Here is a 26,567-nt window from a genome sequence, read left to right as displayed (position 1 = left end):
ATCCCATTTCAAACTATCGCATTCATGTAAACTTCAAGTAAAGTTTTCAATAAGTTGCAATTGATTGCCACTCAAGGTTTGTCCGACCAATCGCTGTCGAATTGCCGCTGCTAGTGTGTCTGGCACGACATCCAACTGACAAGCAGCCGTGGTGATTTCATGAGTCATGGCCGTAACGTTAATGACGACTAACACCTGTTGTTGATCTTGCCAGTAAACGTAGCCAATGCCATAATCTGCCAAATAGAACGGCGCAAAATTCGCGTTGTTTAACCACGGATGGTTTTGACGCCAATGTGTCCACTGTGTCACCACCTGAATTTCAGCTTGATCGGCGCGCGCCCACGGATAGAATGCCCGGTTGTCTGGGTCTTTACCACCAGTCATTTTGGCCTCATCACCATAATACAAGCAGGGGACGCCAGGTAGCGTTAGGAGCATTCCTACCGCCAACCGCAAGCGCGCCATATCTTCTTGTAGCATCGTCAAAATTCGGGGAGTATCGTGGCTCCCGATGTTGTTGAAATTAAACTGAAACGTTGATTTTGGATAATTTTCTTTTAGCGTCATCAGTTCACGCCACCAATCACTGGGGGCCATGGTTCCCGTCAAAACGTGAATAATTAACCGCCGTAATGGGTAATTCATCACCGCTTGCAGCCCACCGCCCTCTAAATAGTGACGGCGTTGACCATAAGCGAGCTTATGAGAGGCATCTTCCCAAACTTCACCAATCAGCACCTTATCTGGATAGTGATCCAAGGCTTTTCGAATGCCCATAATGAAATCATCGGGTAACTCATCCGCCACATCTAAACGCCAACCGTCCACGCCACGCGCCGTCCAGTAATCAATCACGGAATCACTGGCGCCAAAAATAAAGTCACGATAAGCGTCATTTTCTTTATCAACCGTTGGCAAATCAGTGATCCCCCACCAACTATCATACTCAGTTGGATAATTGATAAAGGTAAACCAAGGATAATACGGACTAGTCCGCGATTGCGCCGCTCCAACCGTATCGTAATGACCGCTGCGGTTGAAGTAGCGTGAATCCACGCCGACATGATTAAAGACGCCATCCAAAATCACCCGCATCCCGGCACGGTGTAGCGCACTGACTAAATGGTCAAAATCAGCCAAATCACCTAGGACTGGATCTATTTTCAAATAATCACCGGTATCATAGCGATGATTACTAGTGGCTTGAAAAATCGGGGTCAAATATAGGATCGTCACGCCTAGTTTTTTCAAATAAGGAATTTTGGCTTCAATCCCGCGCAAATTGCCGCCGAAAAAGTCCCAACGTAAAATTTCTTGTCCGGCACCCCGAACATACATCGGCCGATCACTCGCCCGCCCATAAATAAAGCTGTTTGGTTTGGGTGCATTCACGTGCCCATCCGGATTGCCATTGTAGAACCGGTCCACAAAAATTTGATACGCAACCCCTTCACGATACCATTTCGGCAACGTTTCCGCCGTCGCGATGGTCGTTAATTGATACATCTGGACTTGCTCGCGGCGTGCGTACTGAACGCCGTGCCCGCCATAACCACCGTCAACACAACCATAGAAGCTCGTCTCCTGACTAGTGCTGACCTGAAAATAGTAGAAATACAAGCCAACTTGTGTCGGTGTAAAGCTTACCTGATAACAGGTTGCGCTCTTGGCCGTCATTGGTAAAACCTTTTCCGCATCCCACTGACCATCGTGCACGATGCATAACGCAACTTGACCGATCGTGGCAGTTGTCTTGACGTTGAGTGAAAATTGAACTGGTAATTGTTGTGGGACCGCGCCAAAGGGGGTCTTAAATTGGGGTTGAAACGAATCGTAATCGAGTTGGATCATCATCCCCAGCCTCCTTTTCTAATTGAGCAATTTCGTATGGGGCACTTGCCAAATCTCATCGCTATAACGGGCCACCGCTAAATCAGCCGAAAAGATTCCCGAGGCGGCAATATTGGCTAAGGCTTTTTGTTGCCATAACTTTTGATCTTGGAAATCATGACTGATTTGTCGCTGCTGCTGAACATAACTGTCATAGTCGGCCAGCACAAAGAATTCGTCGTTATAACGCAGCAATGAATCATAAATTTCTCGGCCTTCCGTACTGATGCCCGGAATCGTCCCATCAATCAGCGTATCGAGCACTCGTTTCAACTCAGGATTGGCGTTGTAAAAATCAGCTGCATGGTAATCGCCACGTTCGTAGTACCCATACACCGCTTTGGCGGTCAAACCAAACGAATACTCATTTTCTTCACCAGCGGCTTCAATAATATCAATATTGGCACCGTCCAGCGTTGCTAAAGAAACAGCGCCATTCGCCATCATCTTCATATTACTCGTCCCGGAGGCTTCCTTGGAGGCCGTTGAGATCTGTTCACTGACATCCGCCGTCGGAATGATCAATTCACCTAATGACACGCCATAATTTGGAATGAACGCCACTTTCAACTGATCACCAATTTCTGGATCGTGGTTGACCAAATCAGCTAAGGCATTGATTAGCTTGATGATTGATTTCGCATAATGATAACTTGGCGCCGCCTTGGCCCCGAAAACATGGACCCGTGGTGGCTCAGTATTTTTCGGCTGGTCTTTGATAGCCAAATACTCACGAATAATCTCAAAGACATGTAAGAGTTGCCGTTTATAGGCGTGTAGTCGCTTAATCTGAACGTCGAAAATGGCATCCGTCCGCACGGTTACACCCAATTCTGACTGAATATACGCTGCCAAGGCGGCCTTATTTTCGACTTTGACCGCAGTCAGTTGCTTGAGAAACTTCGTGTCATCTCGGTAAGCAGCCAGCGACTTTAATTGGTTGGGTTGCCGCCGCCAAGTTGGCCCGATTTTCGAGTCAATCAAGTTTGATAATGGCTCGTTTGCCAATTGTTGCCACCGCCGTGTCGCAATCCCATTCGTCTTATTATTAAAACGTTCTGGATACACTTGGTACAACTCACGCAGCACATCTTCTTTGAGTAATTCGGTGTGTAGTGGGGCGACCCCATTGACACTATGACTTCCAATGACGGCTAAGAACGCCATCCGCACTTGACCATTGCCAAGTGGCGCCGTTCGATTAACTAGCGCTTCACCAAAAATCGGCGTTTTCGCTTCACGATAGCGGCGATCAATTTCGGCAACAATTTGATAAATTCGTGGTAATAAGCCCTTAAACATCTCGATTGGCCAGGTCTCCAACGCTTCTTGCATGATGGTGTGGTTCGTATAACTCATCACTTGCGTCGTCAAGGACCAGGCGACGTCCCAGCTGCAGTGATGCTCATCCATCAAAATCCGCATCATTTCCGGAATGACTAGCGTCGGATGCGTATCATTGATATGAATCGCAATCTTTTTAGCCAATTCTTTCATTCCTTGATGCCGCAGCCCATAATGGCGCACAATACTTTGAACCCCCGCGGATGAGAAGAAGTATTCCTGCCGCAGTCGCAACGACTGACCAGCCGAATTAGAGTCATCGGGGTAGAGCACCTTGGTGATCTCATCAATGCGATCGCGGCGTGCCTGTGAAAATCCGGTCTCGTCGGCACTTGGCGGTAACTCCGCCGACCAGAGCCGTAACGTATTGGTCACATCATTGTGATAGCCGACCAAGCCAGTATCGTAAGGCACGGCCCAGACATCATCGGTATTTTCATACATAGCCTTTAACTGCCCATCTGGTTGCGGTGCCATCCAGACATTGCCACCAAAACGAACGAGACAGGCCTTGTTTTCCCGCCGAATCTCCCAAACATTTCCATTACGCAACCAATCGTCAGGTAGTTCGACCTGATAGCCATCCATGAAGACTTGCTTGAAGAGGCCATAGCGGTAACGAATCCCGTTCCCATTGCCGGCAATCCCCAAGCTGGCCATCGAATCCATATAACAGGCTGCTAAGCGCCCTAAACCACCATTGCCTAAGCCAGGATCTGGTTCGGCGCGACTGATTTCATCAAAATCTAGTCCCAGTGCTTTTAAGCCCTGGCGAACGGTATCTAGCAAGCCTAAGTTCAATAGGTTGGATTTCAATAACCGCCCAGGTAAAAATTCAATTGAGAAATAATAAACTTGTTTACGATCCTTTTCGCGATAGTCAGCCGATGTCTTCGTCCAATTTGGCCCATCGTAACGCCGCACCAACTGTCCCAAGGCGACAAATTGGTTATAGTTAGACGTGTCACTCAACTCGGTCGCGTATAACGTTTTGATTTCTGCTAAAAAGTCTTGTTTAAACTGTGCCTCTGTTAATTTCAAAAAACTGCACCCCCTGTGCCCTAACTCGTGATCGTGTCATAAACGTGTTGATACTTTTTAGCGGATTTTCCCCAACCAAAGTCGAGCGCCATCGCTTGTTGCTGCAGCTTTGCCCAGGCTTTCGGGTGCTTGGTGTAGCACTCAACCGCCATTGTCATCATTTTTCTTAACACGGCTGGCCGGTAATCTTCAAAGCCAAAACCAGTCCCCGCACCTGTATAGTGGTTATAAGGGACCACCGTGTCTTTCAACCCACCAACTAAATGAACCAGTGGCAATGTGCCGTAACGCATCGCCATCATTTGTGATAAGCCAGAAGGTTCAAATGCGGATGGCATTAAGAAACTATCACTGCCGGCGTAAATTTGTTGGGCCAAGTTGACGTCAAACTTAATTTGCGGCGCAATTTTATCGGGATACGCCAACTGATAAATCTCAAAAGCATGTTCCAGCGCCGGATCACCCGTCCCCAAAACGATGACCTGCACCGCCTGCTTTTTGAGAAAATCATCCAAGGCATCTAGCAACAAATCCATCCCTTTTTGGGTCGTCAAGCGTGACACCACCGCAAAAACTGGCACGTCAGCTTCAGGCAATCCAACAGCTTTTTGCAAGGCAGCTTTGTCTTTGGCCTTTGGGGCTAAATCACTGGCAGAATAATTGGCGGTCAAAGCTGGGTCTGTAGCCGGATCGTACAGCTGCATATCAATACCGTTCATAATACCCGTTAGTTTTGCCTGATTCGCACGGAGGACACCGTCTAACCGTTCGCCAAATTGCGGCGTTTGAATTTCTTGCGCGTAAGATGGCGAGACGGTATTGACCGCATCAGCAAAGTTAATGCCCGCCTTTAGAAAGTTGACTTGATCATAAAAGGCAATCCCATCTTCATTAAACGTCTGCCAACCAATTTTAAAGAGACTATCCAAAATAACTGGATCGTAAATTCCTTGGAACTGCATATTATGAATCGTCAGCAACGTTTTGAGCTTACGGTAGGCCTTGATCCAGTAATACTTTTCTTTCAACAGAACTGGAATAAAAGCGGTGTGCCAGTCATTCAAATGCAACACGTCCGGAATATAATCGACGCGTTCTAACATCTCGCAGATTGCCATTTGGAAAAAGGCGAAGCGTTCACCATCATCCCAATAACCGTACAAGCCCTCGCGGCCAAAGTATTCCTGATTATCAATTAAATAATAATCGAGGTCATCGAGCTGGAGCGTTTTAATCCCACAATATTGAGACTTGTCACCGACTTTCACCGTAAAATTCAGGAGGTCTTTGACTTGCGCCCGATATTTTTCTGGAAATAACTTTTCGTAGTAAGGAATCACCACCCGAATCTCGACACCATCGGCTTTTAATGCCCGGGGTAACGCCAAGCTCACGTCACCGAGACCACCCGTTTTATAAAATGGGGCAGCTTCGGCGGCAGCAAACAGTACCTTAGTCACTGGTGACCACCTCCGTTTGGCGAAAGATATGTTGGCCCTTACTAATGACTAACGGTTCTGTCGGTGTGCCTTTGAGAATCAAGTTGGGCCCAATAACCACATTTTTATCAATGATCACATTTTCAATCTTGGTCCCCGCACCAATTCGCGTGCCCTGCATTATAACGGCGTCTTTAATCTGACTGCCCCGATTGATCAACACATTGCGGAAGATGACTGAATGGTCGACTTGGCCTTCAATATAGCCACCGGTCCCACAAAGGCTGGCCCGGAACTGTGACCCCTCCGCGAAGAAAGTTGGCACTTCATTTTTAACTTTCGTATAGATTCGTCGCGAACTGTAAAAGAGGGCTCGGAAGTTAGCTTCGTCCAAAATCGACATGTTAGCGGCAAAATAGCTTGCCAAATCATGAATATTTGCTTGGAATCCGGTATATTCAAACGCATTCGCGTTATGTTGAATCACGGCCTGTTTCATTAATTCTTCCAGACTAATCAAGTCACCACGCCGATTAGCCTCATCTAGAATCTCAATCAGGTCAACCGTACTCATTAAATAAATATCCATATTTTTGGCGGCTTTTTTAGCAGTTTTTGGCAACTTGGCCTTTTCAGCCGGCATCACCGCAGTCGCCATGCCCTTATCTGTGAGTTGCAAAATCGTATTTTGCGGCATCAGCAGTTTCGGATCAACACTCTTGTAGACGGTCGTGACTGGATTATCACGTTCCTCGTGATATCTTAAAAGTGCCTTTAAATCAATATTGCCGACATTTCGCGTGCTCATCACCACCGAGTATTCACTGTGACTGCGTTTTAAAAATAAGATCGAGTTATCGTAATAATGATGAATCAGCGTCGCTTTCTTTTCCGGTGCGACTAATTTTAAATCATTATAAGGGTACATGAAGAGACCCCCACGGATCGTATCCAAATTCCAATCACGCCCGCTACGCAGGTGGTCTGACACCGAGCGGCCTGACCGCGGCGACGTGACCATGACATTTTGAATTCCGGCATTGATGGCGCTGGATAACGGAAAGTCTAATAACCGGTATCGCCCACCAAATGGCAGCATGCCAACCGGACGCGCCGCCGTTAACGGTTCTAACGCTTCCCAAGGTTCCACCAAGTTGATAATTGCACTGACACTTCCACGTTTCATGGTTTCTCCACCCCCACAACTTCGTCATAGCCAACAACTGCAATATCCGTCGCGGTCCCTTTGACGATCGCATCATCGCCAATTACCGCTTCTTCCCCAATCAAGGCATGATCAATCACCACATTTTTGCCAATCGTGGCCCCGGGCATGACCATACTGTCAACCACGCGACTTCCCATCCCGACAGAGACGCGTTGTGACAAGATCGAATGATCAACTTCACCGGCAACATAACAACTATCCACGATCATCGAATTATTAACCTGGCTCGTCTCCGTTAAGAACATCGGCGGCAAAACTTGGGCCTTCGAATAAATGCGCCAATTATTGTCCCCAATGTTGAGCCGATTGTGTGGCGAGAGAAACTCCATATTCGCTTGCCACAAGCTCTGGATTGTCCCAACATCACGCCAGTATCCCTTGAATGCGTAGGCGTATACGGATTCGTTATGTGCCAAGTAGGATGGAATGACGTTTTTACCGAAATCTTCCATTGATTTGTCGGTCGCATAACTCTTCACCAGATAGTCCCGCAAGGTCGGCCAGTTGAAAATGTAGATCCCCATCGAAGCCTTATCACTCTTAGGGTGTTCTGGCTTTTCTTCAAATTCAATAATGCGATCCGTTTCATCGGTATTCATCATCCCGAATCGTTTAGCTTCTTGTTTCGTTACCGGAATGACCCCCACGGTTAACGACGCTTTTTTAGCCTTGTGATAATCCAACATCGCATCGTAGTCCATTTTATAAATATGATCACCCGATAAAACTAATAAATATTTTGGATTTTGCTGATCAATATATTCAATATTTTGATAAATGGCATGGGCCGTACCCTCAAAGAATTTTTCCCCTTCACTAGAGGAATAAGGTTGCAACACCGTGACGCCGCCATTTAAGTCGTCTAATCCCCAGCTAGCGCCGTTCCCAATGTGGGCATTGAGCTCCAACGGTTGATACTGCGTAATCACACCAACTGTATTCACGCCAGAATTAGCACAATTGCTTAATGTGAAATCAATGATTCGGTAGCGGCCACCAAATGGCACGGCTGGCTTAGCCGTCCCTTTGGTTAATTTTCCTAAACGGGTCCCCTGACCCCCAGCTAAAATAATGCCTAGCATGTCATCATTCATTTTCTCGACTCCCCTTTTTAACTTTGACTGGCCGAATTAGTAAGGCACCCATTGCTGGCAAGGTCAGCTCAAAACTCGCTGGTTGCCCATGATACGGCCGATTAACCGCAGTAAATGTTGTTTCAAGTTGCGTCCAAGTTCCCCCGAAAGCTTTTGCCTCGGTATTGATTACTAAGGCATACTCACCTGCATATGGGACACCAATCCGATATTGTCGTCGTTCAACCGGCACAAAATTAAAGGCCGCGACGATAAAACTGTATTTTCGTTTGGCTTGCCGAATAAAGCCCATGGTTGAACTGGCAGCGTCATCCGTATAACTGTAAATGATGCCGGCTGGGTCATGATCGAGTTCCCATAACGGCCGATTGGCATGGTAGAGCTGGTTCAATGTGGCCGTAAAATGCTGCATTTGTCGGTTGAGTGGATCTTTTAAATCGACCCATTCCAATTGATCCCAATCACGCCATTCCAAAAACTGACCCCATTCTGCGCCCATAAAATTCAACTGTTTCCCAGGAAACGCCGCCATATAAGTCATCATCGTCCGTAAATTAGCAAACTGATTATAGCGGTCGCCCGGCATTTTATGCATTAATGACTTCTTACCATGAACCACTTCATCATGTGAGAACGGTAAGATGAACTGCTCATCAAACATGTAAACAAATGCAAAGGTGAGTAGATTGAAATGGTCGTGACGATACAACGGGTCCATTTCAAAGAAATCCAATGTGTCGTGCATCCAGCCCATATTCCACTTGTAATTAAAGCCGAGACCACCTTGATCAACGCGCCCGGTCACTTGTGGAAACGCTGAAGATTCTTCCGCAATCATCAAAACATCTGGATGCCGTTTGAAGATTTCCGTATTCAACGCTTGTAAAAATGAAATTCCAGCCAAGTTGCGATTGTCGCCATACTGGTTGACTTGGCCTTCACGACCTTCGTCATAATCCAGATACAACATGTTTGAGACGGCGTCCACGCGCAACCCATCCAAATGGCAATCCTGTAACCAATACAAGGCACTGGAAATTAAGAAACTCTGTACTTGGGTTTTCCCGAGGTCAAAATTCCAGGCACCCCAACGCCGATTATTAGCTTGATCCGGATCAGCGTATTCATAAGTTGGCGTCCCGTCATACTGGTACAAGGCATCATAATTGCGAATAAAATGCCCCGGCACCCAATCCACAATCACCCCAAGATTGGCTTGATGACACTGATCGACAAAACTCAAAAAGTCATCACGACTACCAAAACGACTCGTTGGTGCAAAGTAGCCTAACTGCTGATACCCCCAGGACGCATCCAACAAATGTTCCATGATGGGCATCAATTCCAGATGTGAATAACCCATTTGATGCGCATACGGAATCAATTCTTCGGCCAATTCCGCATAGGTATAGTAGTCCCCATTAGCGTGTCGCCGCCATGAGCCCAAATGCACTTCGTAAATATTGATCGGCCGATTCGCTGGGTTGGACTTTTTGCGTCGTGCGAGCCACAAACTGTCATGCCACTGTTCGGAAATCGGTGCCACGACAACTGCCGCATCACCCGGCTTGCGCTCAAACTGCTGCGCGAATGGATCAATCTTTAACTGCTTTTCCCCCGTAGCACTCGTGATTTCAAATTTATACAAGTCCCCAAGCGTCACTTGGGATAATGTCACTTGCCAAATTCCTGTCGTCCCGATCAGTGCCAACGCCGTGGGTTGCCACTCATTAAAAGTACCAACTACTGCAACAGCCTGTGCTTGTGGCGCCCAAACTCGAAAGCTGACTTGTCCATCAGCTTCAACGTGACAACCTAAATAATCCTGACTTGCAAATCCCCGTCCCGTATTAAACAAATAACTTTGAGTTGTCGACGTCATTTCTGATTCCGCCAAAATAGCCACACCCCCTACATGTGATAGATTGAACAATGCTAAACTTAACTTTAGTATACAGTGGTCTTAGGCCCTTGCCTATCCTTGATAAGCTGGCCTTATTAAAGCCATAATATTATGCGTAAATCACCGCTACAACAAGCTTTCAACTGGTTTTTAGTTCTAATTGCTGTAGACTGTTGCCAGTACCCTATTCACAGGAACTCGGTCGTAGTACGGTTCTATAGCCTAGCGCTTTATAGCATTAATTTTACGCTAATTTGCGCTTTTTTCACGAAGTTTATTTGGTAACCTTACGAACTGAAAAAACTGGGTTTGAGACCATAAATAGGCCATCCAGAATAAGGAATATTTCCGCTTCCGGTTGGAGCTGATCAACTGCTACCATGTTTAACGGAGACAAGCAGAACAGTTGTGCCATGTTCGTCAGATTGGTCAGCGTTTTTGACTGACGGAGTCAACCTTTAGCCAATCAAGCGACTGTTCCGCACATTGACACCAACTACCGGCTTCCAGGGCAGAAGTTGTTCTTTAAAATCCACACTAAAAACGCCGACAAAATTTTTTTATGTCGGCGTTGCTTGATTTGTTATTTTGGCTAGACAATCGAACCGCAAGTTGCTATTTCCGGATTTGACCATTACCATCGATCACATACTTATATGAGGTCAACTCGGCTAATCCCATCGGGCCACGGGCGTGTAATTTCTGAGTAGAAATACCAATTTCGGCACCAAAGCCAAACTCAAACCCATCTGTGAAACGGGTTGAGGCATTGATATAAACACAAGCCGCATTAACGCGTTGTTGGAATAATTTGCCAGCTTGATAATTATCTGTGACGATTGCTTCAGAATGTTGCGTATTATAGTGATTAATATGTTGAATGGCTTCAGCTTCCGAGTCGACCACTTTAACCGCGATAATCAGATCATTATATTCAGTCCCCCAGTCCGCTTCGGTTGCCGGGACGACATCTGGGATAATCGCTTGTGTGGCAGCGTCGCCACGTACTTCAACACCTTGATCACGTAACGCGGTAATCATCGTTGGCAAATAGTCAGCCGCAACCGCACGATGGATCAATAATTTTTCAGTCGCATTGCAGACAGATGGCCGCTGAACCTTGCCATTAACAACGATATCAGTTGCCATTGGTAATTGGGCGGCCTGATCAACATAGACGTGACAATTACCAGCCCCGGTCTCAATGACTGGGACAGTCGCTTTGGCTAGCACGGTTTGGATCAAGCGCGCACTGCCTCGTGGAATCAACACATCAATATAATCGGTCAATTGCATAAATTTGGCGGCCGTTTCATGCGACGTATCTTGAATCAACTGAATCGCGTTTTCGTCAATACCCGCTTCAGCCAACGCCCCACGTAAAACTTTAACCAATGCCTGATTAGAGTGCAAGGCTTCCTTGCCACCACGTAAAATAACTGCATTGCCAGTTTTAAAACAAAGTGCGGACGCATCGACAGTCACGTTGGGCCGGGCCTCAAAAATCATGCCGATAACCCCTAGCGGAACGCGTTCCTTTGCAATCATTAGGCCGGCTTCATTACGCCAAGCACGGTCAACATTCCCAATTGGGTCTGGTAAGGCCGCGACTTGTTTGAGTCCGGTCGCCATATCGTTAAGCCGATCTGCCGTTAAAGTTAATCGGTCGATAAACTTGTTGGCAACTTGCGGATTTTCGAGATCCTTGGCATTCGTCGCCAAAATTTCCGCCTGATGGCTGTCAAGGGCCGCTGCCATCGCTAATAACACCTCATTTTTCTTAGCTGTGCTCAATAAGCCTAACGCATAACTCGCGGTTTGCGCTTGTTGTCCAAGTATTTGTAACTTACTTGTTGCCACATCCATCCTGAATTCCTCCTGTCAGTTTTTATGAGCCGAATAAGGTTCCGACCGGTTCACCCGCCAAAATTCGAAAAATAATTGTCGGATCTTCACCATTAGCCAAAATCATTTGACCATTGGCCTTTAACATCCGTTCTGCTGCCTTTAACTTAGTAACCATACCACCAGTCCCAAAGCGACTGCCACTGCCACCAGCAAGCTCATAAGTGTGTTGTGTCACCGTTTCAATGTGCGGTAATAGATTGGCCTGCGCGTCGCCGTTAGGATTACCATCATAGAAACCGTCAATATCCGATAACATAATGAGTAAATCGGCCCCAATATTCGTGGCAACAATTGCCGACAGCTGATCGTTATCACCAAATTTTGTTTCATGGTCCAACTCATCAACGGCAACCGTATCATTTTCATTGACGATTGGCACAATGTTTTGTGCCAATAAGGCATCAAAAGTATTGAGCACGTTATGATGACTCTTAGGATAGACAAAAATATCACGAGTTAACAGTAATTGCCCGATTTTTTGTTCATAGACGGCAAATCGTTCCTTATAAATCGAAATTAACTCTGTTTGACCAATCGCGGCAACGGCCTGTTGCTCTGGAATAGCCTTCGGGCGCTGCTTGAGTCCGATATAATTTAGCCCAACCCCAATCGCTCCTGATGAAACTAGGACAACCTCACGACCATGATGTCGCATTGCACTAATGACAAAGGCTAACTGATCAATTGCACGCAGATTAATTGAGCCGTCAGGATAAACTAAAGTGCTCGTCCCAACCTTAATCACGACTCGTTTTGCGCGTAATTTTCGCATGACTTTCACTACTGCCACCAACTTCTACATTATTTTGTTTCACGTGAAACATTTAGTCTGATTTAATTTCGGTATTCAAATAATTCTTAGCTTGATGCTGGTTAAAATGCACCACGCCCATATTAATTGCTAGTACAACTAATAATACTACGAAGGCCAATAAGAACAAGGCTTTGTAGGACCAATTGTCGATGACAACGCCACCAAACAGCGGTCCTAATGATCGACCTAGTGCGCTAAAGGCTTGAACCAATCCTTGGTAGCGCCCTTTAGCGCTCACAGGCGAGAGCTGACTCACGAGCGTTGGCATCGCTGGCGACCAAGTGGCTTCACCAATCGTTAACAACACCATCGCAAAAATAAAATGCAAGTAGTCATGCGCGCTGACCAACGATAGAAATGATAATCCGACAAATAACATCCCAAAGAAAAATTGATAATACAGATTTTTAATTCTGTCCCCTAATAAGCTTAAAATCCCCTGGATAATAACCAGTAACCCAGCATTCACGGTCCACAGAAAGCTATAATTCCGTAACGGCATCCCTAAATCTGTCATGTGTACCGATAAATTGCTGACCCATTGCTCGTATAATAGCCAAATAATAAATAAGCTAATAAAAAAAGTCCAAACCATGCGGGCATTCGCTTTAGGTAATTTGACATCACGTGCCTGACGCGGATCGACACCAGTTACTTCAGACGAATCAACATTATATTTCAGAAAAGCAATGACTAAGAAGATGACATACAGGCCAGTGACCATTGAGAACAATAGCGCCATACCCATGCTGTAGACGATTCCAACAAACATCGTTCCGAAAACCACGCCTAGATTAGCTGCCAAATACATGAACGTAAACGTCCGCCGAATTTTGTCGTGTGGCACGCTGGCAGCTAGCGCATTGAACATCGTGTTCAACCAACCACTCGCAAAACCTGTGACTACTAGCAAAATTGGGTACATCGGCCAACTATGCAAGAAGATCAAACTAAAGTTAGCTAGACCGTTCAACCCAATTCCCATTAACAACAAATAATAAGGATTGCCCCGGTCAAAAATACGACCGCCGATCGTACTAGCCAATACGTTAGCAATTGAATTGAGCATCAAGACGACACCCGTTTCGGTCAGCGATTTTCCCAACACATTATGCATATAAATCGTCGTTAACGGCCAAATAAAGCTCATGCCGATGTTATTCATAAACTGTCCCACGATTAACCATGGAATACCAATTGTTCGTTCGCGCCCCATTACCCCGCCACCTTTTTTAAAGACACTATTTTCATCATAGCAAAATTTAATCAAAATAACAGGGAGACGGTTGATTTAACTAAGTTATTTTAGCCGAATTCATGAGAAATCGGGTTAATCATTGCCACTGGTATCACAGCTTTGACGCTGATTTTAAGCTTTTCTAGCCCGACACGTTCATCTGAACATTGAAAGTATAAAAGGATCGCAAATCACTGCCATGTCAGTAATGTTTGCGAGTGGGCACTCTACCTGTCTGAAAAGCCTAGTAACCGTTGATTAGCTGCAGGTTGGGACTGATTGCATCGGTCGTGATCGTGGCGTTAATCGGCCGTTCTTGCCGATTTTACACCACGGACCGTCCGGGACACTTGCGTTTTTAGCAAGGGTTCTGGGCGAGGGCCAAGACGTACTTGGCTTGGCCCGGTCCCACGACCGCATGTGATCAGTCCCAACCGGAAGCAGCAGTTTTCCCAGCCATTCCTCTAAAAAAAGGTCCACAATCCGAAGATTGCAGACCAATATTTCAGTTATGCTTGTGGTTCTTGCGCGTACGAAACGGACGAGAACTTATTAAATGGTTTCACAAATAATAACTTGACCGTTCCCCGCGCACCAGCACGGTTCTTTTCAATAATAACTTCGACTTCACCAACATCTTGGTCATCCGCGTCACGCGGATCACCGCCGTTGAAATCACCGCCACCACCGCCAAAATTACCGCCGCCGTTATCATCGTCACCATCTTCATCGCGATAATAATCTTCACGATAAAGAAACGCCACAATATCGGCATCTTGTTCAATTGACCCAGATTCACGAATATCTGACAGCACTGGTCGCTTGTCTTGTCGTTGTTCCACGCCACGCGATAATTGGGATAGCGCAATGACCGGAATGCCAAGTTCCTTGGCTAATTTTTTCATTTGCCGCGAAATTTCGGAAACTTCTTGTTGCCGACTTTCGGTGTTACCACCTTCAATCAGTTGCAAGTAATCGACCACGATCAGGCCCAAGTTACCTTGTTCCTTAGCTAGCCGACGACTCTTGGCCCGGATTTCAGACATTTTGATCCCCGGCGTATCATCGATGAAAATGCTGGCCTTGGAAAGACTCCCCATCGCCACCACTAAGTGTTCCCACTCTTCTTCATCTAATTGACCCGTTCGCAAATGCCCGGCATCAATACTGCCTTCCGCACAAAGCATCCGGTTAACCAACGATTCAGCGCCCATTTCCAAACTGAAAATCGCCACCGTTGTATCTGTTTTAGTCGCAACATTTTGCGCGATATTCAAGGCAAAGGCCGTTTTCCCGACGGCTGGTCGCGCAGCTAAAATAATCAAGTTATCCGGCTGCAGTCCAGCGGTCATTTTATCGAGTTCGCTAAATCCCGTTGGTAGCCCAGTAATATCATCATCATTTTGGTATAACCGATCAATTTCTTCAATTGATGAGTTTAACACGTCCGCAATCGACTTAAACCCACTTTGATTTCGTTGTTCCGAGACATTCATAATATCCCGTTCAGCATCGTCTAATAAGGTCGTGACATCATCATTTTCGGTGTAGGCCTTCGTCGTAATTTCGGTTGCGGTTTTGATTAAACGTCGCACCGTGGCTTTTTGGGCCACAATTTTAGCATAATAACCCGCATTCGCCGCAGTCGGTACCGACCCAGCGAGTTCAGCGATATAACCCATGCCGCCGACATCATCTAATTGATTCTGCGCCGTGAGTAAATCACTTACCGTCACCGCATCAATTGCCTCATCGCGATCATTTAAGGTCACCATGCTGGCAAAAATAATTTGATGCGCACGCCGATAAAAATCTTGGGCTTCCACGAATTCCATCGCTTCAACTAAGGCATCACTGTTTAAAAATACGGCCCCTAAAACGGCTTTTTCGGCCTCAATATTTTGTGGTGGGGTTTGATCTAGCCCATCATTGTTCATGCGCAGTCCGTCCTTCTATTGTGCGACAACGTGGACGCGAATCTTTGCCGTTACTTCGGAATGTAACTTTACGGGAACATTAGTGTAACCCAACACCCGAATTGGCTCTGATAATTCGATCTTGCGTTTGTCTAACTTAACTTGATATTGATCTGCTAAAGCAGTCGCGATTTGTTTGCTAGGAATTGAGCCAAATAACCGACCATCTTTGCCAGCCTTAGCAGTCAATTCAACGACTGTCGTATCGGCTTCTAAAGCCGTTTTGGTTGTTTTAGCCTGTGCCAATTCTTCGGCTTCGCGAGCTGCTTCATTTTTTTGTTCAGCTTTTAACGCATTAATGGCAGCTTTAGTTGCTTCTTTCGCTAACCCTTTTTTAATTAAAAAATTCGTGGCATAACCATCAGGGACATTCTTGATTTGGCCTCGTTGACCTTTACCACGTACATCATCTAAGAAAATAACTTTCATCTGTGCTCACTCCTAATTAGATTCTGGCTTTTTATCATCATCTGGTGCTGTCAACAGATCAATCAACGTTTGTTTGACAGCTTCCACTGATTGACCTTCAATTTGGGTCGCGGCATTCGACAAATGACCACCGCCACCTAATTCTTCCATGTAAACTTGGACATTGATTTCGCCCAATGACCGTGCTGAAATCCCAATCCGACCATCTTCACGTCGCGTAACGACGAAAGAGGCATCGACCCCAGACATCGATAATAATGAGTCCGCAGCCTGGGCCGCCGTGACTGGATCATAGACCTGATCATTTTCACCAACACATAGTGCCATGTCCTGATTGACGAATTCAACCGATTCAATCAAATGATTACGTTGCAAATAACTATCAACGTTCTCTTTCATGAATTGTTGGACAAGCAAACTATCAGCCCCAGCAGACCGCAAATAGCTGGCCGCATCAAATGTCCGTGATCCGGAACGTAATGAAAACGACTTCGTGTCAATCACGATCCCCGTTAACATCGCGGTGGCTTCAATCTTATTAATCGGTTCCGCATCATGTGACTGATATTCGAACATTTCAGTAATCAATTCACAAGTTGAAGAAGCATATGGTTCAATATAAACCAAAACTGGGTTTTCCGGAAATTCTTCGCCTCGACGATGATGATCAATAATCATCACGTGGTTTTCAAGTCGTTCATAGAGTTCTTGAGACATTGAGATGCTAGGCTTTGAATGATCCGCCATCACTAATAAACTCTGATCAGTGGCTTTTTCCAAGGCTTCCGCAGGCGAAATAATTGCCGCCTCAATCTTTTCATCAGCCTTCAATTGATCTAAAAGCCGCTGAATATCTGAGTGCAAATTCTGTTCGTCTAGGACGATCCAGCATTGCTTGCCATTCATTTCCGCAATCCGTCGAATCCCTAAACAGGCCCCAACGGCATCCATATCTGGTTGATGATGGCCTTGAACAAAGACTTGATCTGATTGGTTCATTAATTCTTGTAACGTCTGACTAATCATTCGTGCCCGAACCCGCGTCCGTTTTTCCATTGGATTCGTTTTGCCCCCGTAGAAACGGGCTGGTTCATCTTCAGCCTTAACGACAACTTGATCCCCACCCCGACCAAGCGCCAGATCCATGTTACTCTGCGCTAAATCGGCTAGGGTATTCATATTTCGTTCACCATAGGCAATCCCGATACTTAACGTTAATGGGAAGTTTTGCTTCGAAGTCGATTCGCGAATTCGATCCAAGATGCGGAACTTATTCGCTTCGACCCGTTGCAGGCTGCTGGCATAACCTAATAAGAAAAAGTGATCGTCATCCAGTCGTTTGAGATACATCCCAAACATCTGGGTCCACTTAGATAACTCATTGGTCACATAATTGTTTAAATTTGAAATATCGGTATCGGCCATGGATTGCGTAATTTCGTCATAATTATCTAGGAAAATTTGTCCAATGACGAGCTTCTCGGCTTCAAATTGATCTGACAGTTCAGCATATTTTGTGACATCCATCAAATACAACGTATTGGTACTCTGTTGAACGCGCAAATCAAACTGATAATCTTGCCAACGGATTGTTGCCGGCGTCTCTAAATTAGCGCTGACGGCTGCTGCCAGCTCCTCATCAATATCTTCCAGTCGGTAGCCAATCACATCTTGATTGCCAAAGTACCGTTGCAAATACGGATTGACCCATTCAATCGACTGATCTTCATTGAAAATCAGCACCCCAATTGGCATTTGAATCAGGGCTTCCTGCTCACCACGTTTGATTCGGTATGAGAGATCTGAAATATATTCATTGGCACTAGAACTCAATTCAATCAGTGTATTGTACGACATAAAACCAGCCATAATGATGAGAACCAGCACCACCGTGCCAAAAATCCAGTTCATTAAATAACCGGTCACTAATGTAATCAACGATAGGCCCACAATAACTAAAGCTAATAGGCGTAATTGTTGATTCTGTAAGAAAAATGGAATGTTTTCGCGCGAAAAAATCTTTTTCATTTGAAATTCCCTCAAGTGTTCTCAGTAATAGTTATATTTTATCACAAACCGGGGAGTCGTTTCAGTGATTGCTAGTTAAAAGCACGCTTCTTCCCGATTCCACGAACTAAGTTAACCAACGCGCCATGCGCTGACGACATAAAACAAGTCTAGCCAGCTAGTCAGTTGATTCGAAAACGAGTATTTAAAATTGACCTTATCAAAGCAGTTAGAGTGGGACAAACGGCGGGTTGCTACCGAGCATAGCATAGGAAACCGAATGATTGGGACTTTCAATCGTTCGATTTACGTAGCTCTGTTGCATCTGTGCCTCTTGTTCCACGTTTCGACCATAAATATTTGGAGCTACAAAAGAGTCTGGAGATTTTGGCCAGACTCTTTATTTTGATAAGCTCACTATCGAGCTGCAGGTGACAGGTCATGGAATTTGCCGTGTCGGCGGTGTTAGCGCATGGGCCTGGCGCTTACAGCACGGGAGTCTTTCAAGACTTGCTTTTTAGGCTTGAAAGCGAAGTCCCAGACAGCTCCTCAGGCTGGAACTGGCCCCCACAGCAAATTTCATGACCCGTTACCGAAAGCGTCAAATTTGAGTATTCCCGAACGCCAAATAAAAAAACCACAGCCTATGCTGTGGTTTTTAGTGGCGTTATTATTCTTCTGAAACGAATGGTAATAAGCCCATGATCCGTGCGCGTTTGATTGCAATAGTTAAAGAACGTTGGTTCTTAGCACTAGTGCCCGTTACACGACGTGGCAAAATCTTGCCTCGTTCTGAAACGAAACGACGTAATAAATCAGTATCTTTATAATCGATGTATTCGATATGGTTAGCGGCGATGAAGTCGACTTTACGACGACGACGGCCACCTCTTCTTTGTTGTGCCATTGGTATTTCCCTCCTCGATATCTGTAGCTAGGCTACTAGAATGGTAAATCATCATCCGAAATATCAATTTGATCCCCGTTATTGGCGAATGGATCTGCTTGGTTATTATTGGACCCGCTTGTTGGGGCACCATTATTACCAGCAGGCGTGTTAGTACTTGCAGCACTAGCAGGCGCACCATTACCAAAAGGATTGTTATTGTTATTCGATGAAGATTGTTGAGGAGCTGCATTTTGGTCTTGACGATTGTACCCATTATTAGTGTTATTGTAGCCAGCGTTGCCGCCGTTACTATTACCACCAGCAGTCTGATGACGTTCAGATTCTGCACGTGATTCTAATAATGAGAAGTTGTCAACGACCACTTCTGTGACATAAACCCGTTGCCCTTGTTGGTTTTCATAATTCCGGGTTTGAATCCGGCCATCAATCCCAACAAGTGACCCTTTATGGGTGAAGTTCGCAAAGTTTTCAGCAGCCTTACGCCAAATGACGCAATTAATGAAGTCCGCTTCACGTTCCCCATTTTGATTAGTAAAACTCCGGTTAACAGCCAAGGTGAACGATGCCACCGCGGCGCCACCAGAAGTGTATCGTAATTCGGGATCTCTTGTTAGTCGGCCAACAAGAACTGAACGGTTAATCATAGACAGAAGTGCTCCTCTCGTAAATTATTTCGAATTAATTAGTCTTCGCGACGAACGATCATATGACGTAAAATGTCATCATTGATCTTTGAAAGACGATCGAATTCGTTCAATGAAGCGTCATCAGTCGTTGTTAAGTTAACGATATGATAAGTACCTTCGGTGAACCCGCCGATTTCGTATGCGAAACGACGCTTCGACCAGTCTTTTGAATCAATTACTTCTGCACCGTTATCGGTTAAGATTTTGTCAAAACGATCAACTAAAGCTGTCTTTGCAGCATCATCGATGTCTGGACGTACGATGTAAGTAATTTCATATTTCTTTGATTCACTCATGAAATTTGCACCTCCTTATGGACTTCAGGCCCTTTCTTTTGAAAGAGCAAGGAAAGTAATCTAATCAAGCTTAGATACTCACGAATTAAAAGTATAACATCTAACTTAGGATGTTGCAAGGTTTGAAGCGGCCGACGTACAAAAAATCCCAATCACGTTACAGTTATCAGTTACGACTATTTCCCGGGAAATACTTTTTATTTCAGAAAAAAAGATTGCACCAGTGAAAATCCTGGTTGCAATCTTTTAAACCTCATTAAGCTTCTGAATTTGGTGTATCTGTGTTGGCATCACCAGTTGGCGTTTCACTAGTTGCAGCTTCACTAGCTGTTTCATCGTGATCGTCAGTTGCTGTCCCAGTTGTCGTCGCTTCGCCTGCAACTGGTTGATCGGCGGCTTGGTCACCATCATCTTCTGGCTCTGGATCAACCTTCGCCATGGTAGCAACTTGCCCCTTATCGTCCAAACGAATCAAACGAACACCTAAGGTTGCCCGACCAGTTTGTGACACAGTCGCGATATTGAAACGAATCATAACCCCTTGGTTAGTCATCACCATAATATCTTCTAGGCCAGTGACCGTCGTCAATCCAGCCAAATGTCCGTTCTTTTCAGTGACATTGGCTGTCTTGATCCCTTTACCACCACGACCCTTGATTGGATATTCGGCGGCTGGGGTTTGCTTACCATAACCCTTTTCGGTAATGATAAAGACATTGCTATCCGGCTTGAGAATATCAAACCCAATGACAAAATCATCGTCACGTAATCGAATTCCTCGAACCCCAGCAGCAGTCCGTCCCATCGAACGAACCGTCTTCTCATCGAAACTGACAGCATAACCATCATGTGTCCCGATAATCATATTTTGGCTGCCATCCGTAATCGTGACGCCAATCAATTCATCGTCATCTTTCAAAGTAATGGCCTTTAAACCGTTACTCCGAATATTTGAGAATTCTTGAACCGGCGTCCGCTTAACGACCCCTTTAACAGTTGTGAAGAACAAGAACTTGTCGCTGTCACTCGCATCGCCAGAAACATTCACGACGGCTTGAATCTTTTCACCAGAGTTGACTCCCAGCAAGTTAATGACTGGAATCCCCTTGGCAGTCCGACCGTATTCAGGAATTTCATACGCCTTCATTCGATAAACTTTCCCGGCATTCGTGAAGAACAACAACACATCATGTGTCGAAGTCGTCAATAAATGTTCGATAAAGTCATCATCATGAACGTCCATCCCTTGAATCCCACGGCCACCACGGTGTTGTGATTTGAATTCAGTCGTTGGCAATCGTTTGATATAACCATTATGCGTTAAAGTTACCGCGACTTCTTCCTCTTCAATCAAATCTTCATCTTCGATGCTGAGCACTTCGCCGACCATCAATTCAGTCCGACGGGCATCACCAAATTTACGTTGAATTTCAAGCAATTCTTCGTAAATCAACTGGTTGATCCGTTCCTTGCTAGCTAAGATGGCTTTGTAATCGGCAATTGATTCCAGAAGATCTTGGTATTCACTCTCAATCTTTTCACGTTCCAAACCAGTTAAACGAACCAGCCGCATATCTAAGATGGCTTGGGCCTGTTTGTCAGATAACCCATAGTTATCCATTAATTGGTTCTTCGCGATATCACTCGTTTGTGATTGACGAATGATCGTGATAATTTCATCAATATGATCCAGCGCAATCCGTAATCCTTCAAGGATATGGGCTCGGGCTTGGGCCTTCTTCAAATCAAATTGTGTCCGTCGACGAATGACATCTTCTTGATGTTCCAAATAATAGATCAAGATTTGCTTCAAGCTCAACACTTTTGGCGCGCCCTTAACAATGGCTAACATATTAAACCCAAAGTTAGTTTGCATCAGGGTCATCTTATACAAATTATTCAGAATGACAGAAGCACTTGCATCACGGCGAACATCAATGACGACCCGCATCCCTTCACGGTCACTTTCATCATTGATATCAGTAATGCCTTCGATTTCCTTGTCCCGAGCTAAGGAAGCAATTCGTTCGATTAATTTGGCCTTGTTGACCATGTATGGTAATTCCGTCACAATAATGCGCTCTTTACCATTCTTTTGGTCTTGAATGTCCACTTTAGCGCGAATAATAATATTCCCGCGACCAGTTTCATAGGCCTTCCGAATCCCAGATTTTCCCATGACAATCCCGCCAGTTGGAAAATCAGGTCCCGGAACAGCTTCCATCAAATCTGCCGTCGTTGCATCCGGGTTGTCCATCAATAAATGAATCGCCGAAATAACTTCAGACAAATTATGTGGTGGAATATTGGTCGTCATCCCGACGGCAATCCCAGTGGCACCATTAACGAGCAAATTAGGAAAACGGGCAGGTAAAACTTCCGGTTCCCGTTCAGTATCATCGTAGTTTGGTTGCCAGTTAACGGTATCTTTATTAATATCACGTAACATTTCAACGGCAATCTTGCTCAGTCGTGCTTCGGTATACCGCATTGCGGCGGCACCGTCACCATCGACCGACCCGAAGTTCCCATGACCATCCACTAACATGTAGCGGTAACTAAAGTCTTGCGCCATTCGAACCATTGATTCGTAAATCGCCGAGTCACCATGAGGATGATATTTCCCCATGACATCCCCAACAATTCTGGCTGATTTCTTATACGGCTTATCGGGGGTCACCCCAAGTTCACTCATACCGTAAAGAATCCGCCGGTGAACAGGTTTCAAGCCGTCACGTACGTCAGGTAAGGCCCGCGCCACGATAACACTCATGGCGTAGCTTAGAAATGACGTCCGCATCGTCTTGGACAAGTTCACATCGGTTATTCGATTTGGTAACTCTGATTCAGCCAAGTCTTGTATCCTCCTTCATCTGTGTTTGCCAATTCGTTTTTAACTGCTTCGTTTGTCGCTTATTTCCGCTTCGCTTCCGCCGACCAGTTGCAATGCTGTGAGGCAGACCTGCAGCCAATTGAGCACCGGGGCTCAGCCCGTCACGGCGCTCAATTGGCGTCGAAGTGAACACAAAGCCCAATCACTAGACGTCCAAGTCCTTAACGAACACGGCGTTGTCTTCGATAAATTCACGCCGTGGTTTAACTTGATCCCCCATCAACATGGAGAAAACGCCATCGGCATCCGCGGCATCTTCATCCCGAACTCGCAGCAAGCGCCGCTTGTCAGGATCCATCGTGGTTTCCCACAATTGTTCCGCGTCCATTTCACCAAGCCCTTTGTATCGTTGGACAACGGGTTTTGGTGATGGGGCTAATTGACCGACGACTTCTTTTAATTCTTCGTCGGAATCAATATACTTCACGAATTTACCTTGTCGAACTTGGTACAGCGGTGGCTGGGCAATATAAACGAAGCCGGCATCCACTAATGGCCGCATGTAGCGATAGAACAACGTCAGTAGTAAGGTCCGAATGTGGGCCCCATCGACATCGGCATCGGTCATAATGATCAATTTATGATAATTGGCTTTGCTTAAATTAAAGTCGCCGCCAAAACCAGTTCCCATCGCGGTAAATAAGGAGCGAATTTCTTCGTTAGCCAAAATCTTATCGATGCTGGCCTTTTCAACGTTCAAGATTTTACCCCGAATTGGGAGAATCGCTTGGGTTAACCGGGAACGACCTTGTTTGGCCGACCCACCGGCGGAATCCCCTTCGACAATGAACAATTCACTGATTTCTGGATCTTTACTCGTATTATCAGCTAATTTACCAGGTAAATTACTGATTTCCAGACCACTCTTCTTCCGCGTCACTTCACGAGCGCGTTTGGCCGCGACCCGGGCTTTGGAAGCTAAAGTCCCTTTGTCGACCACTTTACGGCCGATGCTAGGATTTTCCATCAAATATTTGCTGAAATGTTCAGAGAATAAGCGGTCAACCGCTGCGCGAGCATCCGAGTTACCTAATTTGGTCTTCGTTTGACCTTCAAATTGAGGATCTGGATGCTTGACGCTGACAACGGCAGTCATGCCTTCACGCACATCTTCACCAGATAAGTTAGACTCGTTGTCCTTCAACATCCCATTTTTACGGGCATAGTCGTTAATCACCCGCGTTAAGGCCCGTTTGAACCCTTCTTCATGGGTCCCACCTTCATAAGTGTGAATGTTGTTCGTAAACGTCATCAAATTACTGTGATAGTCATCCGTATATTGCAAGGCAACTTCTACGGTAATCCCATTTTGTTCGCCTTCGACGTAAATTGGTTCTGGGAACAAAACAGTCTTATTTTTATCTAAGAATTCAACATAATGCCGAATCCCACCTTCATACAAGAAATCTTTTTCAGTGGGTTCTTCTGGCCGTTCGTCGCGAATGGAAATTTGTAAGCCTTTGTTTAAGAAAGCCAGCTCACGAATCCGCGTGGTTAAAATATCAATGTCATAAGTCGTGGTTTCGCGGAAGATGTCTGGATCTGGCAAGAAATGAACGGCGGTCCCATGAGCATCTTTAGGGCAAGTGTCAATGACTTTCATTGGCGTTTTGACTTTACCACGCGCGAAGTCCATATAGTAAACTTGCCCTTCGTGATAAACCTTGACGTCTAGTTCCGTCGATAAGGCGTTGACGACCGAAGCCCCAACCCCATGTAACCCACCGGAAACTTTATAACCGCCACCGCCGAACTTACCCCCAGCATGGAGAATCGTGAAAACTGTTTCCAAAGCTGGCTTCCCGGTCTTAGCTTGTGTGCCGACCGGAATCCCACGACCATTATCAGTCACGGTAATGCTATTGTCCTTTTCAACGGTCACGTGAATCTTGTCAGCAAAACCAGCTAACGCTTCATCAATACCGTTATCGACAATTTCCCAGACTAAATGATGTAGTCCTTGACTACTGGTCGTCCCGATATACATGCCGGGACGTTTCCGGACAGCTTCGAGGCCTTCCAAAACTTGGATTTGGCTGGCGTCATATTCGCGAGCGCGTTCAAGTTTGGTTTCTTTTTCATTTTCGGTCAATGCGGTTCCTCCTCATGTAAAATGCCATGGTTAACTTCAAATACTTTGGGTTCATTAATTAATTTTCTGGCAATGCCATCTAAACTAGGGGTTGTCAAAAAAGTTTGAACTTTATTTTGTATCGCTGTCAGCAGATGCGTCTGCCGCGCAGCGTCTAATTCTGATAGCACATCGTCTAATAGTAAGACCGGATACTCACCTGTTTCAGCTTTCATCAGATCAATTTCAGCCAACTTAACCGACAACGCGGTCGTTCGCTGCTGACCTTGCGACCCAAATGTCTGAACATTTTTATCATTAACACTAAATTGGAGATCATCCCGATGTGGTCCCAGTAACGTTGTGCCTTGAAAAATTTCCTTAGCCTGTTGCTGGGCATACATCTTTTGTAGCGTTTGATAAATCTGATCCACCGACGTTAATTGGTCGGCCGCCACTTGAGTGACATAGTGAAAGCTTAGTTGTTCCTGGTCTTGTGTAATTTCAGCATGGATCACTTGCGCCCAGTGTTCGAGTTGTTTCAATAGTTCTAGTCGCTTGGCGATAATCTCAGCGCCAAAAGCGGCTAGCTGATCTGACAACACGCCGAGATACACTTTATCCTTAGCCTCATGATGATTTAATTGACGTAAGTATTGATTACGTTGTTTTAAAATTGCCCGGTACTGGCTAAGGTTATAAAGGTATCGTGGACTCATTTGACCGAATTCCATATCCATGAAGCGGCGTCGAATTGCCGGTGCGCCCTTCACGATGGAGAGGTCTTCTGGCGCAAAGACAATCACATTTAAGTTGCCAATATATTGCGACAACTTGGCTTGTTCCAAATGATTAACTCTGGCACGCTTGCCTTTCTTACCCAATTCCAACTCTAACGGCAGGCTACCGGTCGCTTTATGTAACCGACCCTTTAAAGTTGCCGTAGACGCCTGCCAGCGGATGAGTTCCTTATCGTTGGCGGTACGATGGCTACGGGTCAGCGCTAAAACATAAATGGCTTCTAGCAAGTTCGTCTTGCCTTGCGCGTTTTCACCTAACAAGACATTGACGCCCTGGCTAAAAGTCACCGCTAGCTGCTCATAATTCCGAAAGTCATGCAGTTCTAAGTTCTCTAAGTACATCTAATCAGTCGTTTCTGTCCGATTTGAGCGAATAAAAAATGACCCGTTCGCCTCAACTTCAATCGTGTCGCCGGGATAAAGCTTACGACCGCGCCGATCATCGGGTTCACCATTGACTAAGACTTTGGTCTCACGTAAGAACCACTTAGCCTGACCACCGGAACTAATAATGGCCTCTTCTTTTAACATTTGCCCTAAAGTAATAAAAGGGGTGTCAATCTGTACTGGCTGTTTCAAAATGTCACCTGCCTAACTT

Annotated in this window: 19 protein-coding genes; all 19 read right to left on the bottom strand. The window is 45.6% G+C overall.

Translation table 11 applies throughout. From position 1 onward, the window contains the following. Positions 1–33: 33 nt before the first annotated feature. Positions 34–1,854: a glycoside hydrolase family 13 protein gene (locus tag FFM74_RS08580; RefSeq protein WP_414672076.1), complete on the bottom strand. Its 1,821-nt coding sequence runs from the start codon at positions 1,852–1,854 to the stop codon at positions 34–36. An 18-nt stretch (positions 1,855–1,872) separates the two neighbouring features. Then, a complete protein-coding gene (locus FFM74_RS08575; protein WP_137626216.1) occupies positions 1,873–4,278 on the bottom strand; it encodes a glycogen/starch/alpha-glucan phosphorylase in 2,406 nt (801 codons plus the stop codon). A 20-nt stretch (positions 4,279–4,298) separates the two neighbouring features. Further along, entirely contained in the window at positions 4,299–5,738 is a 1,440-nt protein-coding gene (gene glgA / locus FFM74_RS08570) for a glycogen synthase GlgA (protein WP_137626215.1), read from the bottom strand. Then, positions 5,731–6,903: a glucose-1-phosphate adenylyltransferase subunit GlgD gene (glgD, locus tag FFM74_RS08565; RefSeq protein ID WP_137626214.1), complete on the bottom strand. Its 1,173-nt coding sequence runs from the start codon at positions 6,901–6,903 to the stop codon at positions 5,731–5,733. The genes glgA and glgD overlap by 8 nt, the downstream gene beginning before the upstream one ends. Then, positions 6,900–8,039 (bottom strand): glucose-1-phosphate adenylyltransferase, encoded by a 1,140-nt coding sequence (locus tag FFM74_RS08560; protein ID WP_137626213.1) that lies wholly within the window; start codon positions 8,037–8,039, stop codon positions 6,900–6,902. Before FFM74_RS08560 ends, glgD begins: the two co-directional genes overlap by 4 nt. Next, positions 8,032–9,921, bottom strand: a complete 1,890-nt coding sequence (gene glgB, locus FFM74_RS08555; protein WP_137626244.1) for a 1,4-alpha-glucan branching protein GlgB — start codon at positions 9,919–9,921, stop codon at positions 8,032–8,034. The genes FFM74_RS08560 and glgB overlap by 8 nt, the downstream gene beginning before the upstream one ends. 636 nt (positions 9,922–10,557) lie before the next feature. Beyond that, positions 10,558–11,808 (bottom strand): glutamate-5-semialdehyde dehydrogenase, encoded by a 1,251-nt coding sequence (locus FFM74_RS08550; RefSeq protein ID WP_137626212.1) that lies wholly within the window; start codon positions 11,806–11,808, stop codon positions 10,558–10,560. 22 nt (positions 11,809–11,830) lie between these two features. Continuing rightward, a complete protein-coding gene (proB, locus tag FFM74_RS08545) occupies positions 11,831–12,631 on the bottom strand; it encodes a glutamate 5-kinase (protein ID WP_137626243.1) in 801 nt (266 codons plus the stop codon). 43 nt (positions 12,632–12,674) lie between these two features. Then, on the bottom strand, positions 12,675–13,880 hold the full coding sequence (locus FFM74_RS08540; protein ID WP_137626211.1) for an MDR family MFS transporter: 1,206 nt from the start codon (positions 13,878–13,880) through the stop codon (positions 12,675–12,677). 530 nt (positions 13,881–14,410) lie between these two features. Beyond that, positions 14,411–15,838, bottom strand: a complete 1,428-nt coding sequence (gene dnaB / locus FFM74_RS08535; RefSeq protein ID WP_137626210.1) for a replicative DNA helicase — start codon at positions 15,836–15,838, stop codon at positions 14,411–14,413. A gap of 15 nt (positions 15,839–15,853) precedes the next feature. Further along, positions 15,854–16,306 (bottom strand): 50S ribosomal protein L9, encoded by a 453-nt coding sequence (gene rplI / locus FFM74_RS08530; RefSeq protein WP_137626209.1) that lies wholly within the window; start codon positions 16,304–16,306, stop codon positions 15,854–15,856. A 12-nt stretch (positions 16,307–16,318) separates the two neighbouring features. Further along, entirely contained in the window at positions 16,319–18,334 is a 2,016-nt protein-coding gene (locus FFM74_RS08525) for a DHH family phosphoesterase (protein ID WP_137626208.1), read from the bottom strand. Between the two features lie 649 nt (positions 18,335–18,983). After that, positions 18,984–19,220, bottom strand: coding sequence for a 30S ribosomal protein S18 (gene rpsR, locus FFM74_RS08520; RefSeq protein WP_057705745.1), 237 nt, complete (start codon positions 19,218–19,220; stop codon positions 18,984–18,986). Between the two features lie 35 nt (positions 19,221–19,255). Next, the gene (gene ssb / locus FFM74_RS08515; protein ID WP_137626207.1) at positions 19,256–19,867 is read right to left on the bottom strand and encodes a single-stranded DNA-binding protein; all 612 of its coding nucleotides are present in this window, start codon (positions 19,865–19,867) and stop codon (positions 19,256–19,258) included. Positions 19,868–19,905: 38 nt separating this feature from the next. Further along, positions 19,906–20,205 (bottom strand): 30S ribosomal protein S6, encoded by a 300-nt coding sequence (rpsF, locus tag FFM74_RS08510; RefSeq protein WP_137606848.1) that lies wholly within the window; start codon positions 20,203–20,205, stop codon positions 19,906–19,908. Between the two features lie 256 nt (positions 20,206–20,461). Next, positions 20,462–23,005 (bottom strand): DNA gyrase subunit A, encoded by a 2,544-nt coding sequence (gyrA, locus tag FFM74_RS08505; protein ID WP_414672075.1) that lies wholly within the window; start codon positions 23,003–23,005, stop codon positions 20,462–20,464. A gap of 238 nt (positions 23,006–23,243) precedes the next feature. Beyond that, entirely contained in the window at positions 23,244–25,190 is a 1,947-nt protein-coding gene (gene gyrB, locus FFM74_RS08500; RefSeq protein ID WP_137626205.1) for a DNA topoisomerase (ATP-hydrolyzing) subunit B, read from the bottom strand. Beyond that, complete coding sequence (gene recF, locus FFM74_RS08495; protein ID WP_137626204.1) at positions 25,187–26,311, bottom strand: DNA replication/repair protein RecF; 1,125 nt, start codon at positions 26,309–26,311, stop codon at positions 25,187–25,189. Before recF ends, gyrB begins: the two co-directional genes overlap by 4 nt. Further along, the gene (yaaA, locus tag FFM74_RS08490) at positions 26,312–26,548 is read right to left on the bottom strand and encodes a S4 domain-containing protein YaaA (RefSeq protein ID WP_137626203.1); all 237 of its coding nucleotides are present in this window, start codon (positions 26,546–26,548) and stop codon (positions 26,312–26,314) included. Positions 26,549–26,567 lie beyond the last annotated feature (19 nt).

The organism is Lactiplantibacillus pingfangensis, from assembly GCF_005404945.1.
GTDB classification, from domain to species: domain Bacteria; phylum Bacillota; class Bacilli; order Lactobacillales; family Lactobacillaceae; genus Lactiplantibacillus; species Lactiplantibacillus pingfangensis.
This window is presented reverse-complemented; position numbering and strand designations above follow the sequence as displayed.